Below are 17,381 nucleotides of genomic sequence, written 5' to 3'. Positions count from 1 at the left end.
TGATCAGTGACCCATGCCCAATCCGCCGTCAACCGGGATGACGGCTCCAGTGATGTACGAGGCGTCGTCGGAGGCGAGGAAGCGGACGGCGGCGGCGATCTCCTCGGGCCGCGCGTACCGGGCGAGCGGCACCTGGGCGACGATCTCGGCGCGCTGTTCCTCGGTGAGCGCCCTGGTCATGTCGGTGTCGACGAATCCGGGGGCGACGACGTTGAAGGTGATGTTGCGGGAGCCCAGCTCGCGGGCGAGCGAGCGGGCGAAGCCGACGAGGCCGGCCTTGGAGGCGGCGTAGTTGGCCTGTCCGGCCGAGCCCAGCAGCCCGACGACCGAGGAGATGAGCACCACGCGGCCCTTCTTGGCCCGCAGCATGCCGCGGTTGGCCCGCTTGACCACCCGGTAGGTGCCGGTGAGGTTGGTGTCGAGGACGGAGGTGAAGTCCTCCTCGGACATCCGCATCAGCAGCTGGTCACGGGTGATGCCGGCGTTGGCGACGAGCACCTCGACAGTGCCGTGGGTGGCCTCGACCTCCTTGTACGCCTGCTCGACCTGCTCGGGGTCGGTGATGTCGCACCGCACGGGCAGCACGCCGAGTGCGACCAGGTCGGCGGGCGGCTCGCCCGACCGGTAGGTGATGGCCACCTGGTCGCCGGCGTCGGCGAAGGCCCGGGCGATGGCGAGGCCGATGCCCCGGTTTCCTCCGGTGACAAGAACCGAGCGGCTCAATGGATCACCCTTTCGCTAGGTCGTGGGTCTGTCGCCTGAGAAACTATCGGTCCCGGGGGATTTCCGGGGAATCGGCGCCCACAGGCTGCTCCCGCGGTGACTGTGGGATTCCTACAGTGGCCGGGGCCTGCCCCGGGGTACGGGCGGCGGCCCGGTGCCGGCCCGGCAGCAGCGGACCGACGGCTCCGGCCGGCGACGTCACGGTTCCGGACAGGGCGTACTCCAGGGTGCCACCGCAGGGACGATCGGCGGCCGCGTCGCTGGTGAGCGAGGGTCGGGCCGGCGGAGGTGGCGGCGGTGCCGCCGCCGCGGCCGTGGCCGCCGATGGTGGCCCTGGACGCTCGCGCGGCGATCCGCGCGCCGGTGGGCGCCTTGGGTGCGACGGCATTCGCGCCGGCGCTCGCCTGGCCGAAGGCCACATCGACGCGTTCGCGGAACGCATCCGGACCGTCGGGTGCGCTGCTGGGCCTGGTGGACCGGCCGGCGCCGGTGCGGGCGGGCGGCTCGGCGACTCGGCGACTCGGCGGTTCCGCGGCTCGGCGGTTCCGCGGCTCGGCGGTTCGGCGGTTCGGCGGTTCCGCGGCTCGGCGGTTCGGCGGTTCGGCGGTTCGGCGGTTCGGCGGTTCGGCGGTGGCATTGCGGCAACCGCTGGGTGCGGAGGAGTCCGTCGGGCAGGTCGCGATCGGGGTGTCGGCCGGGCCGGACCGCCTCAGGGGCGGGGTCGGGCCGTACCCACGGGCATTGGCCTGAACAAGGCAAAGAGTCGCGAACGGCGGGCTGTTGAGGGGCGGGCGGAAGTTGTCCACAGGCTCGGCGGAATGTCCGAGCAGGTCGCCGGTACGACGTGGTTCACTGCGAACACAGACAGCGAAGGGAAGTTCGTCGTGCCTCAAGAGGTCGATCAGTCATTCCTGGCGTTGCCCCTGCGGGCGCTCGCCGACGCGGCGCTCGCCCGAGCCCGCGCGCTGGGCGCGGAGCACGCCGACTTCCGCCTGGAGCGGGTGCGCAGCGCCGCGTGGCGGCTGCGCGACGCCCGCCCGGCGGGCAGCTCGGACACCACCGACCTCGGGTTCGCGGTGCGCGTGGTGCACGGGGGCGCGTGGGGCTTCGCCTCAGGAGTGGATCTGACGATGGACGCCGCCGCGAGGGTCGCGGCCCAGGCGGTGGAGATGGCCAAGCTGTCCGCGCGGGTGATCGCGGCGGCCGGCTCCGACGAGCGGGTGGAGCTCGCCCCCGAGCCGGTGCACGCCGACCGGGTGTGGGTGTCGTCGTACGAGGTGAACCCGTTCGACGTGCCGGACGCCGAGAAGACCTCGCTGCTGGCCGACTGGAGCTCCCGCCTCCTCGCCGCCGACGGCGTGTCGCACGCCGACGCCTCGCTGCTGACCGTCCAGGAGAACAAGTTCTACGCGGACACCGCCGGCACCACCACCACGCAGCAGCGGGTCCGCGTCCACCCGCACCTGACCGCGGTCGCCGTCGACCCGGACACCGGCGGCTTCGACTCGATGCGCACCCTGGCGCCGCCCGCCGGCCGCGGCTGGGAGTACCTGACCGGCACCGGCTGGGACTGGAACGCGGAGCTGGCCGCCATCCCCGGCCTGCTCGCCGAGAAGATGCGCGCCCCCTCGGTCGAGGCGGGCAGGTACGACCTGGTGGTCGACCCGTCCAACCTGTGGCTGACGATCCACGAGTCGATCGGCCACGCCACCGAACTCGACCGCGCCCTGGGGTACGAGGCGGCGTACGCCGGCACCAGCTTCGCCACCTTCGACCGCCTCGGTACCCTGAAGTACGGCTCACCGCTGATGAACGTGACCGGCGACCGCACCGCGGAGCACGGCCTGGCCACCGTCGGGTACGACGACGAGGGTGTGGCCGGCCAGTCCTGGGACCTGATCAAGGACGGCGTGCTGGTCGGCTACCAGCTCGACCGGCGGATCGCCCACCTCACCGGCTTCGAGCGCTCCAACGGCTGCGCCTTCGCCGACTCCCCCTCCCACGTCCCGGTCCAGCGCATGGCGAACGTCTCCCTCCAGCCCGCCCCGGACGGCCCCTCCACCGACGACCTGATCGCCGGCGTGGAACACGGCATCTACGTGGTCGGCGACCGCTCGTGGTCCATCGACATGCAGAGGTACAACTTCCAGTTCACCGGTCAGCGGGCATACCTGATCCGCAACGGCCGCCTCGACGGCCAGGTGAAGGACTTCGCCTACCAGGCCACGACCACCGACTTCTGGGGCTCGATGGAGGCCGTCGGCGGACCGCGGACGTACGTCCTGGGAGGCGCTTTCAACTGCGGAAAGGCCCAGCCGGGGCAGGTGGCGGCGGTGTCGCACGGGTGCCCGTCGGCGCTGTTCAGGGGTGTCAGCATTCTCAACACCACGCAGGAGGCGGGGCGCTCATGAGCGGCGCGCGCGAGGCCGGCCTCCCGCGGTCGGCACACGACAGGCAGATTCGCCGTACCGGCGCCGGGAGCACGTCCCGGGCCGCCCTGGGGGAGAAGGAGACGCACAGGTGACCACCACGACCAAGCCGCACGAGATCGTCGAGCGGGCGCTGGAGCTGTCCCGGGCCGACGGCTGCGTGGTGATCGCCGACGAGGAGTCCAGCGCGAACCTGCGGTGGGCGGGCAACGCGCTGACCACGAACGGCGTCACCCGGGGCCGCACGCTGACCGTGATCGCCACGGTGGACGGCGCCGAGGGAACCGCCTCGGGGGTCGTCTCGCGCTCCGCGGTGACCGCGGACGGGCTGGAACCTCTGGTCCGGGCGGCCGAGGCGGCGGCCCGGGAGGCCGGACCGGCCGAGGACGCGCAGCCGCTGGTGGCCGCCGGGGCGGCGGACCCGCGCTTCACCGAGCCGCCGGCCGAGACCGGCTCGGAGGTGTTCGCGCGGTTCGCCCCGGCGCTGGGCGAGGCGTTCGGCGCGGCCGCGGCGGGCGGCCGGCAGTTGTACGGGTTCGCGTTCCACTCGGTGACCAGCACCTACCTGGGCACCTCGACCGGGCTGCGGCTGCGCCACGACCAGCCGACCGGCACCCTGGAGATGAACGCCAAGTCCCCGGACCGGACGAGGTCGGCGTGGGCGGGGGCGTCCACCCGGGACTTCGCCGACGTGGATCCGCTGGCCATGGACACCGGCCTCGCCCGGCGGCTGGCCTGGGCCGAGCGGCAGGTGGAGCTGCCCGCGGGGCGTTACGAGACGCTGCTGCCGCCGACCGCGGTCGCCGATCTGCTGATCTACCAGCTCTGGTCGTCCGGCGCGCGAGACGCCGCCGAGGGACGCACGGTGTTCAGCAGGCCCGGCGGCGGTACGCGGGTCGGCGAGAAGCTGTCGCCGCTGCCGCTGACGCTGCGCAGCGATCCGGCGGAGCCGGGCCTGGAGGCGGCGCCGTTCGTGATCGCGCACGCCTCCGGCGACGACTCCTCGGTGTTCGACAACGGGCTGGCGGTGGACCCGGTGGAGTGGGTACGGCAGGGCACGCTCAACCGGCTGCTGACCACCCGGCACAGCGCGGCCCTGACCGGGCTGCCGCTCGCCCCGGCCGCGGACAACCTCGTGCTGGAGGGCGGCGGCGACGTCTCGCTGGAGGAGATGGTCGCAGGCACCGAGCGCGGCCTGCTCCTGACCTGCCTGTGGTACATCCGCGAGGTGGACCCTGCCACGCTGCTGCTGACCGGCCTGACCAGGGACGGCGTCTACCTGGTGGAGGGTGGCGAGGTCACCGGCGCGGTGAACAATTTCCGGTTCAACGAGTCGCCGGTGGACCTGCTGGGCCGCGCGACCGAGGCGGGCCGCACCGAGCGGACACTGCCACGCGAGTGGAGCGACTGGTTCACGCGGGCCGCGATGCCGCCGCTGCGCGTCCCGGACTTCAACATGAGCTCGGTCAGCCAGGGGGTCTGACCCAAGGACCGGCGGAGAACCGAGAGAGAACAGAGAGAAATGATCGAGGGGGGCCTTGGAGATGGACGAGAAGCGGGTCGTCAAAGTGTCGAAGTTCCTGTCGCTCGTGCTGCGGCACGATCCCGGCAGGATCGGCGTCACGCTGGACGAGGGCGGCTGGGTGGACGTGGACGAGCTGATCGCCGCGTGCGCCGCGAGGGGGCGGAGCTTCTCCAGGGCCGAACTCGATCACGTGGTGGCGAACAACGACAAGAAGCGGTTCGCGCTGTCCGGGGACGGCCGGCGGATCAGGGCCAGCCAGGGGCACTCCATACCCGTGGACCTGGGCCTGGCGTCGGTCGAGCCGCCCGCCGTGCTGTACCACGGCACCGGGGCGGCCACCGTGCCGGTCATCCTGCGCGAGGGCCTGCGGCCGATGTCCCGGCAGGACGTGCACCTGTCGGCCGACAAGGAGACGGCCATCCGGGTCGGAGCGCGGCACGGCAGGCCGGTGGTCCTGGAGGTCGACGCAGCGGGCCTGGCCGCCACTGGCCACGAGTTCCGGCTCAGTGCGAACGGGGTGTGGCTGACCGACACGGTCCCCCCGGACCGCCTGCGCCGGCTGACCGGCTGACCGGCCGACCGTCCGAGCCCGGTGGGCGGCCGGGCGGCCGCCGCCCGGCGGGGAGCCGCCCGGCGGCAGGCGGCCCGGCGGCTGAGGTGCGCTACGGTGCCTGCCGGACCCGGCCGTCCGCCGTACGGCGCAGGTGAGGCGCCGTGCCGACCATGCCCCCGCTCTGCTCGGCGGGGGCGCCGCGGCGTAACGTGGAGTGTGCCGGGTGGGAGTGCTGTGCCCCGTGGTCAGCACGTCCGGTCATTCGAAGCGGACGGTGGAACGTTATGCGGAAGCGCGGTGAGCGAGAGGTCTTCCGGATCACGGGGGCCCGGACCGGCCTGACCGAGGACGTCCGCCAGCGCCAGCGGCGGTACATCATCTCGATGTCGATCCGTACCGTCTCGGTGATCCTCACGGTCCTGCTGTGGAATGTCGAACGCCCGCTCGCTTGGGCGACGTTGGTCGTGGGCGCGCTGCTGCCGTACATCGCCGTGGTGGTCGCCAACGCCGGCCGGGAGAATCCTCCCAAGCCGCCCGACCCGTACCTCCCGCCGCCCGACCGGCCGGAGTTGGGCCCCGGGCAAGCGGAGCCCACACCGGAACGGGTCACGGAGCCGCCCGACGACCACCGCGGCCACGGCTGACCGCCCGCGGCGTCCGGGGCGCCCGCCTCCGCAATGGTCTGAACCAGTGAAAATCCAGTGAAAGCGGAGGCCGAACCTCAAGAAAAGCTCAGATCAATCGTCGGGATCCACTCCACGGCGGGCTGGGCACGTGACATACTGCGTACGCGCTCCGCATCCCCCGTCGGAGCGATGAACCGACGCCGGGCGGCTCCCCCCGTGGCTGCCCGGCGTCGCCATGTTTACTGGTCGTCGTGACTGACGCAGTGAACGAAGCGGCCGACCCGCAGATACCCGTGTGCTCGGCCAAGGGCTGCCGGAATCCCGCAGTGTGGGTGCTGGCCTGGAACAACCCCAAGATCCACACGCCGGAGCGGCGCAAGACGTGGCTGGCGTGCCAGGAGCACCGCGAGCACCTGTCGAAGTTCCTCGGTGTGCGGGGCTTCCTCAAGGACGTGGTGACCCTGCGGGAGTGGGAGCAGACGGCCACCGAGCGCTGACCGGGACATGGGCGGGCCGCCGGCGACCGGGTCGATCCCCTCCCCCGGCCCGGGGGCGCCCAGCCGTCTCGACGACCCGGTCAGCCGCCGATCGCCGACATGGGGCGCTCGGGCTGCAGGAACGAGGGGTCGTCCAGGCCCGAGCCCGCCTTCTTCCCCCACATCGCGGCCTTCCACAGCCCGGCGATCTCCGCGTCCTCGGCGCCCGAGCGCAGTGCCGCGCGCAGGTCGGACTCCTCGCGCGCGAAAAGGCAGTTGCGCACCTGCCCGTCGGCCGTCAGCCGGGTGCGGTCGCAGGCGCGGCAGAACGGCCGGGTGACCGAGGCGATCACCCCGACCCGGACCGGGCCGCCGTCCACCAGCCAGCGCTCGGCGGGCGCGGAGCCGCGCACGCCGTCCGGCTCGGGGGTGAGCGCGAACCGGGTGCGCAGCCTCGCCAGGATCTCCTCGGCGGTGACCATGCCCTCGCGCTGCCAGCCGTGCTGCGCGTCCAGCGGCATCTGCTCGATGAACCGCAGTTCGTAGGCGTTGTCGACGGCCCAGCGCAGCAGGTCGGGGGCCTCGTCGTCGTTGATCCCCCGCATCAGGACGGCGTTGACCTTGACCGGGGTCATACCCGCGGCGCGGGCCGCTTCGAGGCCGGCGAGGACGTCGTGGTGGCGGTCGCGGCGGGTCAGGGTGCGGAAGACCTCGGGACGCAGGGTGTCGAGCGAGACGTTGACCCGGTCCAGGCCGGCCTCGCGCAGGGCCTCGGCGGTCCTGCGCAGACCTATCCCGTTGGTGGTCAGCGACAGCTTGGGGCGGGGCTCCAGGGCGGCGCAGCGCTGGACGATGCCGACCAGCCCCGGGCGCAGCAGCGGCTCGCCGCCCGTGAAGCGGACGTCCGTGACGCCGAGGTCGGTGACCGCGATCCGCACCATCCGCACGATCTCGTCGTCGGTGAGCAGGTCGGGCTTGGCCAGCCACTGCAGGCCCTCCTCCGGCATGCAGTACGTGCAGCGCAGGTTGCACCGGTCGGTCAGGGAGACCCGCAGGTCGGTGGCCACCCGACCGTAGGTGTCGATGAGTGCGGACACGATCGCCGCGACCTCCCTCCCGGGCGCCCGGTGCGCCGCTTTTCACCCTGCCCTGTCACCCCACCTTAAGTCCCACCACCGACAAGGCGGCGGCGCGGGCGTCCGGTCGGCGCCTTGCGGGCTTCACCGTCACGGCGGCGCCGCCACGCGACTGCCCGTCACGCGGCGGCGCCGCCCACGGACTCGCCCGCGACGGGAGCCGCCTCGGCCGGGTGCGCGGCCGGGTGCGCGGCCGCCTGCGCGGCCGGGTGCGCGGCCGCCTGCGCGGCGGGGCGCCAGCCGGGGCCCAGGACGAGGTGGCGCAGCTTGTCGGACCAGGTGCGGGCGGCTGCCACGTCGCGGGCGATGGCGGCGTACTCGTGGGTGGCGACCCGCAGCGGGTTGTACGTGGAGATGTTCTTCGTCAGGCCGTAGACCGGGCGCTCGGTCTCCGCGGTGAAGGAGCCGAACAGGCGGTCCCAGACGATGAGGATGCCGCCGAAGTTGCGGTCCAGGTAGCCGCCCTGCGAGGCGTGGTGCACGCGGTGGTGGGAGGGGGTGTTGAACAGGAACTCCACGGGCGCGGGCAGGGTGCCGATCCGTTCGGTGTGGATCCAGAACTGGTAGACGAGGCTGACCGAGGAGCAGAAGGCCAACGCGGCCGGGTGCACGCCCAAGGCGACCAGCGGCAGGTAGAAGGGCCAGGAGGTGAGGCTGGTCCACGGCTGCCGCAGGGCGGTGGAGAGGTTGAAGTTGCGGCTGGAGTGGTGGACCACGTGGCAGGCCCAAAGGAGCCGGATCACGTGGTGGCCGCGGTGCGACCAGTAGTAGAAGAAGTCCTGCGCCAGGAGCATCAGCAGCACCGTCCACCAGTGCACCGGCACCCGCAGCGGGGTGGCGGCGTACAGCGCGGAGTAGATCGCCACCACGGGCAGCTTCCACAGCGCGTCGGTGAACAGGCTGCCGAATCCCATGGACAGGCTCGTCGCCGTGTCCTTGCCGGTGTACCCCTCGGCGTCCTCGTCGGGGTGAATCCGGAAGCTCACCATCTCGACCACGGTGAGCAGCACGAACGCGGGTATCGACCACAGCACGACATCGGGCAGTTGCGGCATGTCCGCACCATAGGGGCAGCGGCGCGCGCCCGCCAGACCTTGTTACCGACAAGTACGAACGGTGTGCGGACCGGCAGGAGGCACCGGGCGGCGGCGGGCTGTCGGCGCCGGCCCCTATATTCGATGACCATGCCGGACAACCTGACCGAGGACGCCGAGGCCACCGGGGACACCAAGGCCGCCGAGGCGCTCGGGGACACCGGGGCGATCGGGGACACCGGGGGCCCCCGGGCCGCCGGGCACCCGCACCCGGGCCCCGGCGTCCCGCCGCCGGCCGGGCCGGCCCCGTGGCCGGCCGGCTACCCCGAGGGGTACGCCGTGGTCGACGTGGAGACCACCGGGCTCGGCAGGGACGACCGCATAGTGTCCGCGGCGGTCTACCGGCTCGACGGGCGCGGGGAGGTCCAGGACCACTGGTACTCGCCGGTGAACCCGCAGCGCGACCCGGGCCCGGTGTGGATCCACGGGCTGACCGGCGCGATGCTCGCCGACGCCCCGCTGTTCGCGGACGTCGCCGCCGACCTCGCGGAGCGGCTGGCCGGCCGGGTACTGGTGGCGCACAACGCGGTCTTCGACTGGTCGATGCTGGCAAGGGAGTTCGCCAGGGCCGGTGCCGCGGCGCCGGTCGAGCACCGGCTGTGCACGATCGTGCTGGCCAAGGAGCTGCGGCTGCCGCTGGCCAACCACAAGCTGGAGACGCTGGCGGCGCACTACGGGGTGGTGCAGCGCAGGGCGCACCACGCGCTGGACGACGCCCGGGTGCTGGCCGAGACGTTCCGCCCCAGCCTGCACCTGGCGGCGGCGGCCGGGCTGCCGCTGCCGCTGCACGCCTGCCGCCCGCTCACCGAGTGGTCCGACCGCGTGCCTGAGCCGCGGTACGGCCGGGTGTACGGCTCCGTCCCGCGCTCCGGCTGGCGTCCGGCCCGAAGGCGGCCGCCCTGCCCGTACCCCAACCCGGGCCGGCTCGCCCCGGGCGGGCCGCTGGTGCAGGGCATGCGCGTGGCGTTCTCCGGGGACACGGGCGTGGACCGGGAACTGCTGGAGGACCGCGCGACCGACGCGGGCCTGCACGTCGCCTCCTCCATCAGCCGTCTCACCAGCCTCCTGGTCACCAACGATCCCGGTTCGTCGACCACCAAGGTCGTCAAGGCGCGGCAGTTCGGTACCCCGGTCATCGACGAGCGCAGGTTCACCGAGCTGCTGGAAGCGGTCGTGCCCGCCCCCGGGGTGCACGGATGAGCCCTTCGGGTGGATGTGCCGGGACGCGCCACCGCCCGGCTTGCCCCGCCCCGCGGCGCACCGCAGCCTTGGCGCATGGCCCGATGCGAGGTTTGCGGAAACGACTACGCGATGACCTTTGAAGTGCACGCCCAGGGGGCGGTGCACGTCTTCGACTGCTTCGAGTGCGCCGTGCACCGCCTGGCCCCGATCTGCGAGCACTGCAGGGTGCAGATCATCGGCCACGGCGTGGAGGTCGACGGCCGCTTCTACTGCTGCGCCCACTGCGCGAAGGCGGAGGGCGGGGTCGGCATCGTCGACCACGCCGAGTCCGCCGCCTCCGCCTGATCCCGGGAGACCGGACCCGCGTACGGCCCCGGGTACGGCCGCCCCGCGTACGGCCCCGGGCCCGTACCGCCGCGCCCGCCCCACGCGTACGCCCGGCGGCGCCCCGGCCCTACCCGACCCCTACCCGCCCCGGCCCCGCGGCCGAGTTGTACCGTCGTGGGGTGTACCGCTTCCTGTTGTCCCGCCAGTGGGTGATCCTCACCCTCCTCGGCCTGGTGATGATCCCCGTGATGATCAGGCTGGGCTTCTGGCAGCTCCACCGGCACGAGCACCGGGTGGCGAACAACAACCTCATCGCGGCAGCCCTGTCGGCCCCGCCGGTACCGGTGGAGTCGGTGACGCACCCGGGCTTCGACGTCCCGCGGCGGGACCTGTACAAGGCCGTCAGCGCGCGGGGTCATTTCGACACCGCGCACGAGGTCGTGGCCCGCAACCGCACCGCGGGCAACACCGGCGCCGACGACCAGGCGGGCGGCCAGCAGATCGGCTACCACGTGATCACCCCGTTCGTCATGGACGACGGCCGGGCGGTGCTGGTCAACCGGGGCTGGATCTCCAGCGGCAACGACCCGTACACGTTCCCCAGGATCCCGGCGCCGCCCTCCGGCGAGGTGACCGTCACCGGGCGGCTGCGGCCCGACGAGACCACCGCCTCCACCGGCATCCGCAACCATGGCGGCCTGCCGCCGCGCCAGACCCAGTTGATCAGCAGCCGCGTGCTGGCCGGGGACGTGCCCGAACCGCTGGTGGGCGGCTACATGGAGATGGTGTCGGTGTCGCCGGGCGGCAAGCCGTCCTCGCCGGCCCTGATCCCCGAGCCGGACCACAGCAGCATCGGCCCGCACCTGGCGTACGCGATCCAGTGGTGGCTGTTCTCGGCGATGGTCCCGGTCGGCTGGGTGGTGCTGCTGCGCCGCGAGCGCGCCGAGATCCTGGCCGCGCGGGCGAAGAAGGACGAGGACAAGGGCGAGGACAAGGGCGAGGACGAGAACATCGGCGGGGGCGAGGACGAAAACCCCGGCGGTCCGGGGGACGCGCCGCGGGACGGCGCCGAGGCGAGTAACGGCGTCCAGGCGACGGCGTGACCGTACCCTGGGTGGCGCACGACAGCGGGTGGCGGCGCGGGGAGCGGTGACGGGCCGCGCGGCGGACGGCAGGCATCGGGCGGGACGAAGGGTGCGAGGGGCCGGCAGGTGGCAGGACGTATCGAGGACTACGCGCTCATCGGCGATCTGCAGACCGCCGCTCTGGTGGGCAGGGACGGCTCCATCGACTGGCTGTGCCTGCCGCGGTTCGACTCCGCGGCCTGCTTCGCCGCGCTGCTCGGCGACGCGGACAACGGCCACTGGCGGCTCGCCCCCCTGAACGGCACGCGATGCACCGAGCGTTCCTACCGCGGCGACACCCTGGTGCTCGACACGTACTGGGAGACGCCCACCGGACGGGTGAGGGTCACCGACTTCATGCCGCAGCGCGACCGCGCGCCCGACGTGGTCAGGATCGTCGAGGGGCTCGGCGGCGAGGTCGCGATGCGCGGCGAGCTGGCACTGCGGTTCGACTACGGCGCGGTGGTGCCGTGGATGCGCCGCACCGACCACCACCGGGTGGCGATCGCCGGACCGGACTCCGTATGGCTGCGCAGCGAGCCGCCGGTGCCGACGACCGGCCGGGACATGCGCACGTACTGCGACTTCACCGTGGCCGCCGGGGAGAAGGTCGCCTTCGTGCTGACCTGGCACCCCTCGCACGAGAAGCGGCCGCGCCGGGTGGAGCCGTACCAGGCGCTGGAGCAGAGCCTGCGGGACTGGCAGGAGTGGTCGGCGCGGTTGGATTACGACGGCCCGTGGCGGCCGGCCGTACTGCGCTCGCTGATCACCCTCAAGGCGCTCACCTACGCGCCCAGCGGCGGTATCGCGGCCGCGGCGACGACCTCCCTGCCCGAGGAGATCGGCGGGGTGCGCAACTGGGACTACCGCTTCTGCTGGCTGCGCGACGCGGCGCTGACCCTGAACGCGCTGATCGCCTGCGGCTACCTCGACGAGGCCAGGTCGTGGCGGGACTGGCTGCTGCGCGCGGTGGCCGGCGACCCCGCCGACCTGCAGATCATGTACGGGATCGCGGGCGAGCGGCGGCTGCCCGAGTACGAGGTGCCCTGGCTGAAGGGCTACGAGGGCTCCGCGCCGGTCCGGGTCGGCAACGCGGCGGCCGGCCAGCTCCAGCTCGACGTGTACGGCGAGGTGCTGGACTCGCTGTTCCTGGCCCGGGAGCGCGGCCTGAACGACGAGGCGCACGCCTGGAACCTGCAGCGGTCGCTGATGGACTTCCTGGAGACCAAGTGGCGCGAGCCGGACGAGGGGCTGTGGGAGGTGCGCGGCCCGCGCCGCCACTTCGTGCACTCCAAGGTGATGGCGTGGGTCGCGGCCGACCGCGCGGTGCGCACCCTGGAGGCCAACCCGAAGCTGCGCGGCGACCTGGCCCGCTGGCGCTCGATGCGGGCGCGTGTGCACGCGGAGGTGTGCGAGAAGGGGTACGACGCCGAACGCAACACCTTCACCCAGTACTACGGTTCGCGCGAGCTCGACGCGGCCACACTGCTGATACCCCAGGTGGGCTTCCTGCCGCCGTCCGACCGCCGGGTGCTGGGAACCGTGGAGGCGGTGCGCCGGGAACTGGACCTGGGCGGGTTCGTCCGCCGCTACACCCCGGACTCCGGTTCGGTGGACGGCCTGCCGGGCGGTGAGGGGGCCTTCCTGGCCTGCTCGTTCTGGCTGGCGGAGGCGTTGCACACCACCGGGCGCGAGGGCGAGGCGGCCGAGCTGTTCGAGAAGCTGCTGACGCTGCGCAACGACGTGGGGTTGCTGTCGGAGGAATGGGACCCGGTGGCGGGGCGGCAACTGGGCAACTTCCCGCAGGCGTTCAGCCACATCGGCCTGGTCAACACCGCCCTCACGCTGGCGGGCATGCAGAACGGGAGGCAGTGAATGGACCTCGGTCTGACGGACAGGGTCTACGTGGTCACGGGCGCGACGCGCGGGCTGGGCCTGGCGGCGGCGCGCGTATTGGCGCAGGAGGGCGCGCGGCTGGTCGTCTCGGGGCGCACCCCCGAGGCGGTGCAGGCAGCCGCCGGGGAACTGGGCGGTCCCGCCAAGGCGCTCGGCGTCGTCGCGGACCAGGCCGACCCGGCGGCGGCGGACCGGCTGCTGGACGCCGCCAACGACACCTTCGGGCGCGTGGACGGGATCCTGATCAGCGTGGGCGGCCCGCCCGCGGGAGCGGCCGCGCAGGTGACCGACGAGCAGTGGCGCGGCGCCTTCGAGTCGGTGTTCCTGGGCGCGGTGCGGCTGGCCAGGACGGCGGCGGACGTGCTGGGCGAGGGTGGGGTGATCGGCTTCGTGCTGTCGGGTTCGGTACGCGAGCCCATTCCCGGGCTCGCCCTCTCCAACGGCCTGCGGCCGGGCCTCGCCGGCTTCGCCAAGACCCTCGCGGCCGAGCTGGGACCGCGCGGGATCCGCGTGGTGGGGCTGCTGCCCGCACGCGTCGAGACCGATCGCGTCCGTGAGCTCGACGCCGCCGGGGGCGACCCGGAGGCGGCCAGGGCGCGCGCCACCGCCGCCATCCCGCTGCGCAGGTACGGCACGCCCGAGGAGTTCGGCCGGGTCGCCGCCTTCCTGCTCTCCCCGGCCGCCTCGTACCTGACCGGCACCCTCGTCCCGGTGGACGGCGGGGCGCAGCAGGCCCTGTGACGCGAGCTCACCCCGGGGCGGCGGACGGTGCCGGTTCGCCCCGGGCCGGCGGCGTCAGCTCACCCTGGCCGGTTTGTGGCGGACCGGGCGCAGGCGGGCCTCCGCGGGCAGGGCGGCCAGGCCCGCCGAGGTACGGGCCCGGGCGAGGACACCGGTGTCGAGTTCCGCGACGACCTCGTCGGGGGTGGCGTGCGGGGCCAGCCCGAGGACGAGCCGGGCCTCGGGCCCGCCGTGCCTGCGGACGAGGGCGGCGTGCGCCCATTCCACGCCCTCGTAGGCCTCGGACTCGGAGACCAGGACGCTCTCCAGGGCCCGGCCGCGCAGCAGCGCGCCCTGGCCGTCGCCGCTGTCCACCCTGATCTGCCGCAGCCGCCGGGTGCGGGCCTGGGCGAGCAGCCACCACAGGGAGCCCAGTACGAGGACGGCGAGGACGGCGATGACCACGGGCCACCACCAGCCGTTCGAGCGGTAGCGGGTGCGGTCCTGCGCCTTGAGCAGGACGTCGTGCGGGCCCATGTACGGCCACCAGTGGGGCAGCGTGAAGTCCCAGTGCTGCTGCAGGTTGAAACTGCCGACCAGTACGGACAGGCCGAGGATCATCAGTACCAGCCCGGTCAGCCCGAGCAGCACCCGGTTCAGTGGGGTCCGCACGCCCTCATCCCTCCGTCATGCCTTCTTCTCGGCCCGCTGGACGTGCACGGTCAGGTGCGGGGCGCGGGCGAGCCCGAGCTGGCGCACCGCCTCGCCCAGCGCGTCCGTCAGCTCTCGCCGCACGTCCTCCAGATCGCGGAAGTGCGAGCCCGCGCGGGCGACGATCCGACGGCGGCGCACCCTGACCCGGGCCCAGCGGATGCCGGAGACCTCCATGGCCCGGTCGCGCAGCACGAATTCGGCCGCGCGCCGCTCCAGCCCGGCCCGCACCCCGGAGGCGCCGCGGCGGGACATGGGCAGCAGCCGGCGCTCGCCGGGGGTGAGGGCGAGGACGATCAGCCACAGGCCGAGCGCGGCGGCGACCGCGGCACCGGTCATGACCCACACGTCGTCCAGGGGGCGGGTGGCCAGTTCGTCGGCGAGGTCGACCCGCCAGCGCATGGCATCGCGGCCGGCGCGCACGGACGCGATGTCGTACAGGAACAGGCCGGACAGGCCCAGGAGGACGGCGGCGACGATCGCGGCGGGGACCCGGCGGCCGGACCAGAACCTGCGGATCTTGACCGTACCGGGTTCCTCGGAGGTCACCGCGTACGGCGGGATGCGCCCGGGTTCCGGCCGCTTCTCGACGCTCACCCGGGCGGGGGACGGCGGTTGCCCGGCCGCGGGTCGTTCCGCGTCCGGTTCCGGCCCCTGCCCGGGTCCGGGGCGCGCCGGGGGTTCGTCGTCGCTCACTCCACCCTCCCCTCGTCCTTGCGGCGGGCCGCCGCCGAGTGCAGCCGTTCGACCTCCACGGCCACCTCGGGTACATGCATACCCGTCAGAGCCTGGACCTTGTCGGTGACATGACGGCGTACGGTGCCGCACACCGCGCCGATGTCGACCGGGTGGCCCAGTTCGAGGACCAGCCGCACCCGGGCGGTGTCCCGGGTGCCGCTCTTGCGCACCGACACGGAGGCGTGCGGAGTCACGCCCTTGGGCACCAGGTCGGCGCCCGGCGCGTCGACGAGCACCTCACCCGCCGCCTGGGCGGCGATCTTCGCCACCACCCGGTCCGCGATGCGCAGGCTGCCCCGGACGGCGGCGGGCAGGCTCGCGGGGACCGCTTCCGCCATCAGCGCCGCCGATCACGGTCCCGGGTGCGGAAGAAGTCCCCCGGTTCCAGGTCGCCGTCGAGGAACTTGCCCGCCACGAACCCGACGATGCCGAGCACCGCCACCACGATGAACGCCCCGAACCCGCCGAAGTACCCGGCGAATCCGAGCGCCACCCCGAACATCAGGCCGACCGCCGCCATGCTCATCCCGCGCTCTCCGTCCCCTCGACCGTCCGCGTCCGCGTGCCCGCGAGACCGCTACTGGACCCGTTGCTCCCGCTCGTCCTCGTCGGGTTCGTCGGGCAGTTTCACGTCGTCGACCGCGACATTGACCTCGACGACCTCCAGGCCGGTCATCCGCTCGACCGCGGCGATCACATTCTCCCGCACCGCGCGGGCCACTTCGACGATGGAGACGCCGTAGTCGACGACGATGTCCAGGTCCAGTGCCGTCTGGACCTCGCCGACCTCGGCCTTGACGCCCCGGGTGACCGATCGGCCGCCGCCGGGCACCCGGTCGCGCACGGCGCCGAAGGTGCGGGCCAGGCCGGTGCCCATCGCGTGCACGCCGACGACGTCGCGGGCGGCGAGGCCGGCGATCTTCTCCACCACGCCGTCGGCGATGGTGGTACGCCCCCGCACGGCCGCCTCGGCGAGGTTCCGCCGGCCTGCCGTGCCCCTCTCCAGGGTCCTGCCCTCGTGCGCACCCTCCGGCTCCGGCCGGTTGTGCTGCGCGGTCTCCGTCATCGCGAGTCGTCCCTTCGTCTGGGCTGCTCCGTGTCCCACACTAGGTGCGCGGGCCGCGCCCCGCTGGGGGGATGCGGCCAGTGGGTATCCGCCTACCCCCCGAACGAGTGGCGGCCGCTGGAGGGCGATTCCTTTGACGACGGACCCGACCGACCGACTGGCCCGGACGGTACGGGAGCAGGTGTCCCTGGGCCGGATCGTTCCCCTGGGCAGCGCGGGAGACACGTCCTGGATCACCGAGAGTGCGGCCGTCCGGGTGTTGCGGCGGGCCTGCGCGGCGATGCCGCAGGCGCGGCTCGGCGCGGTGGGACTCGGCCCCGCGGACCCGGGCACGGCCGCCGACGCGGAAGCGGGCCCGGATACGGGGACGGGCGCGGGGACGAGGACGGGCGCAGGCGCGGGCACGGCAGCGCAAGGAGGCACGGGCACACGCACGCGCCCGGGTACGACCGGGGTCGCGCCGGTGGCAGGGGCGCCGATGGGCGCGCTGCCGCACGTGCCGGTGCGGATCGGGGCCGCCTTCGAGGCCGCGGCGGACGAGCCGCTGCCGGCCACGGCGGACCGGCTGCGCGGGGTGCTGTGGGCGGCGGCGCGGGACCTGCTGGGGATCGCGGTGGCCGCGGTGGATCTGACGGTGACCGGGCTGCTGGAGGAGGAGTTCCCGGTCGCGGGCTGGCCGCAGGAACCGTGGGAGGGCCCGGCGGCGCGGGTGACGGTTCCCGACCCGTACCGGCCGCTGGAGGTGGCGGCGCTGGCGGTCCCCGGGGTGGCGGGCCTGACCGGGCGGCTGGCCGGGTTCGCGCCCGGGCTGCGGGTACGGGACACGGCGGAGCCCGGCCGGCCGCCGGCCCGCCTGGTCCAGGTGCAGATCGCGGTGGCCCCGGGGCTGGTGCCGCTGCGGGTGGCCCGCGAGGTGGTGACCGCGGTGACGGCTGCCGCCGCCCCGGGCGCGCCCGGCCCGGTGACGGCGGTCGTGGTGGTGACCGAAGCCGAGTGAGGGGGCGTCGGGCGGCCTCGCGCGAACCCGCACGCGGCCCGCGCGCGGGCCGGTCCGC

At 73.8% G+C, this 17,381-nt stretch carries 19 protein-coding genes; 11 read left to right on the top strand and 8 right to left on the bottom strand.

All coding sequences use genetic code 11. The annotated features are described in order from the left end of the window. Positions 1–3 precede the first annotated feature (3 nt). Complete coding sequence (gene fabG, locus K7G61_RS21445) at positions 4–723, bottom strand: 3-oxoacyl-[acyl-carrier-protein] reductase (RefSeq protein ID WP_225848542.1); 720 nt, start codon at positions 721–723, stop codon at positions 4–6. An 884-nt stretch (positions 724–1,607) separates the two neighbouring features. Between fabG and K7G61_RS21440 the strand changes: the two genes are divergently transcribed. The 5 genes from K7G61_RS21440 (at position 1,608) to K7G61_RS21420 (ending at position 6,353) form a co-directional block, all read left to right on the top strand. Next, positions 1,608–3,134 carry a TldD/PmbA family protein gene (locus tag K7G61_RS21440; protein WP_225848568.1) on the top strand — a complete coding sequence of 509 codons (1,527 nt, stop codon included), beginning with the start codon at positions 1,608–1,610 and terminating at the stop codon, positions 3,132–3,134. Positions 3,135–3,243: 109 nt separating this feature from the next. Further along, positions 3,244–4,635, top strand: coding sequence for a metallopeptidase TldD-related protein (locus K7G61_RS21435; protein WP_225848541.1), 1,392 nt, complete (start codon positions 3,244–3,246; stop codon positions 4,633–4,635). 61 nt (positions 4,636–4,696) lie between these two features. Further along, positions 4,697–5,248: an RNA 2'-phosphotransferase gene (locus K7G61_RS21430; RefSeq protein ID WP_225848540.1), complete on the top strand. Its 552-nt coding sequence runs from the start codon at positions 4,697–4,699 to the stop codon at positions 5,246–5,248. 266 nt (positions 5,249–5,514) lie between these two features. Next, entirely contained in the window at positions 5,515–5,874 is a 360-nt protein-coding gene (locus tag K7G61_RS21425; RefSeq protein WP_225848539.1) for a DUF3099 domain-containing protein, read from the top strand. 233 nt (positions 5,875–6,107) lie between these two features. Beyond that, positions 6,108–6,353, top strand: a complete 246-nt coding sequence (locus K7G61_RS21420) for a hypothetical protein (protein ID WP_374204196.1) — start codon at positions 6,108–6,110, stop codon at positions 6,351–6,353. Between the two features lie 80 nt (positions 6,354–6,433). Here the strand turns inward: K7G61_RS21420 and moaA are convergent, their stop codons facing one another. After that, complete coding sequence (gene moaA / locus K7G61_RS21415; protein ID WP_225848538.1) at positions 6,434–7,429, bottom strand: GTP 3',8-cyclase MoaA; 996 nt, start codon at positions 7,427–7,429, stop codon at positions 6,434–6,436. Between the two features lie 158 nt (positions 7,430–7,587). Then, positions 7,588–8,523 (bottom strand): sterol desaturase family protein, encoded by a 936-nt coding sequence (locus tag K7G61_RS21410; protein ID WP_225848537.1) that lies wholly within the window; start codon positions 8,521–8,523, stop codon positions 7,588–7,590. A 129-nt stretch (positions 8,524–8,652) separates the two neighbouring features. Between K7G61_RS21410 and K7G61_RS21405 the strand changes: the two genes are divergently transcribed. From K7G61_RS21405 to K7G61_RS21385, 5 genes are all read left to right on the top strand, one after another. Then, a complete protein-coding gene (locus K7G61_RS21405; protein ID WP_225848536.1) occupies positions 8,653–9,762 on the top strand; it encodes a DEDDh family exonuclease in 1,110 nt (369 codons plus the stop codon). Positions 9,763–9,837: 75 nt separating this feature from the next. After that, a complete protein-coding gene (locus tag K7G61_RS21400; protein WP_225848535.1) occupies positions 9,838–10,089 on the top strand; it encodes a hypothetical protein in 252 nt (83 codons plus the stop codon). A gap of 161 nt (positions 10,090–10,250) precedes the next feature. After that, entirely contained in the window at positions 10,251–11,174 is a 924-nt protein-coding gene (locus tag K7G61_RS21395) for an SURF1 family protein (protein ID WP_225848534.1), read from the top strand. 108 nt (positions 11,175–11,282) lie between these two features. Then, the gene (locus tag K7G61_RS21390) at positions 11,283–13,070 is read left to right on the top strand and encodes a glycoside hydrolase family 15 protein (RefSeq protein ID WP_225848533.1); all 1,788 of its coding nucleotides are present in this window, start codon (positions 11,283–11,285) and stop codon (positions 13,068–13,070) included. Continuing rightward, positions 13,071–13,832 (top strand): SDR family oxidoreductase, encoded by a 762-nt coding sequence (locus K7G61_RS21385; protein ID WP_225848532.1) that lies wholly within the window; start codon positions 13,071–13,073, stop codon positions 13,830–13,832. It abuts the gene before it with no gap. Positions 13,833–13,886: 54 nt separating this feature from the next. Here K7G61_RS21385 and amaP read toward each other — a convergent pair whose 3' ends face one another. Genes amaP through K7G61_RS21360 form a run of 5 tightly spaced genes read right to left on the bottom strand, consistent with a single transcriptional unit; the run spans position 13,887 to position 16,326 of the window. Next, positions 13,887–14,483, bottom strand: a complete 597-nt coding sequence (gene amaP, locus K7G61_RS21380; protein ID WP_225848531.1) for an alkaline shock response membrane anchor protein AmaP — start codon at positions 14,481–14,483, stop codon at positions 13,887–13,889. A 15-nt stretch (positions 14,484–14,498) separates the two neighbouring features. Further along, positions 14,499–15,218: a DUF6286 domain-containing protein gene (locus tag K7G61_RS21375; protein ID WP_225848530.1), complete on the bottom strand. Its 720-nt coding sequence runs from the start codon at positions 15,216–15,218 to the stop codon at positions 14,499–14,501. After that, positions 15,215–15,598 carry an Asp23/Gls24 family envelope stress response protein gene (locus tag K7G61_RS21370; RefSeq protein ID WP_225848529.1) on the bottom strand — a complete coding sequence of 128 codons (384 nt, stop codon included), beginning with the start codon at positions 15,596–15,598 and terminating at the stop codon, positions 15,215–15,217. The genes K7G61_RS21375 and K7G61_RS21370 overlap by 4 nt, the downstream gene beginning before the upstream one ends. Further along, positions 15,598–15,786 (bottom strand): hypothetical protein, encoded by a 189-nt coding sequence (locus K7G61_RS21365; RefSeq protein ID WP_225848528.1) that lies wholly within the window; start codon positions 15,784–15,786, stop codon positions 15,598–15,600. Before K7G61_RS21365 ends, K7G61_RS21370 begins: the two co-directional genes overlap by 1 nt. A 51-nt stretch (positions 15,787–15,837) precedes the next feature. Further along, positions 15,838–16,326: an Asp23/Gls24 family envelope stress response protein gene (locus K7G61_RS21360; RefSeq protein WP_225848527.1), complete on the bottom strand. Its 489-nt coding sequence runs from the start codon at positions 16,324–16,326 to the stop codon at positions 15,838–15,840. A gap of 133 nt (positions 16,327–16,459) precedes the next feature. Between K7G61_RS21360 and K7G61_RS21355 the strand changes: the two genes are divergently transcribed. Further along, the gene (locus K7G61_RS21355; RefSeq protein ID WP_225848526.1) at positions 16,460–17,323 is read left to right on the top strand and encodes a hypothetical protein; all 864 of its coding nucleotides are present in this window, start codon (positions 16,460–16,462) and stop codon (positions 17,321–17,323) included. The last annotated feature ends 58 nt before the right edge of the window (positions 17,324–17,381 follow it).

This window comes from Streptomyces sp. HPF1205, from assembly GCF_020400825.1.
GTDB lineage: Bacteria > Actinomycetota > Actinomycetes > Streptomycetales > Streptomycetaceae > Actinacidiphila.
Note: the sequence above shows the minus strand (reverse complement) of the source record. Positions and strands in the feature narration are given on the sequence as shown.

Bases quoted from the DNA above. Each gene is read 5' to 3' on its own strand.
- K7G61_RS21365 (WP_225848528.1), bottom strand. From the start codon at position 15,786: ATGAGCATGGCGGCGGTCGGCCTGATGTTCGGGGTGGCGCTCGGATTC.
- K7G61_RS21405 (WP_225848536.1), top strand. From the start codon at position 8,653: ATGCCGGACAACCTGACCGAGGACGCCGAGGCCACCGGGGACACCAAG.
- K7G61_RS21370 (WP_225848529.1), bottom strand. From the start codon at position 15,598: ATGGCGGAAGCGGTCCCCGCGAGCCTGCCCGCCGCCGTCCGGGGCAGC.
- K7G61_RS21400 (WP_225848535.1), top strand. From the start codon at position 9,838: ATGGCCCGATGCGAGGTTTGCGGAAACGACTACGCGATGACCTTTGAA.
- K7G61_RS21385 (WP_225848532.1), top strand. From the start codon at position 13,071: ATGGACCTCGGTCTGACGGACAGGGTCTACGTGGTCACGGGCGCGACG.
- K7G61_RS21360 (WP_225848527.1), bottom strand. From the start codon at position 16,326: ATGACGGAGACCGCGCAGCACAACCGGCCGGAGCCGGAGGGTGCGCAC.
- K7G61_RS21425 (WP_225848539.1), top strand. From the start codon at position 5,515: ATGCGGAAGCGCGGTGAGCGAGAGGTCTTCCGGATCACGGGGGCCCGG.
- K7G61_RS21430 (WP_225848540.1), top strand. From the start codon at position 4,697: ATGGACGAGAAGCGGGTCGTCAAAGTGTCGAAGTTCCTGTCGCTCGTG.
- K7G61_RS21410 (WP_225848537.1), bottom strand. From the start codon at position 8,523: ATGCCGCAACTGCCCGATGTCGTGCTGTGGTCGATACCCGCGTTCGTG.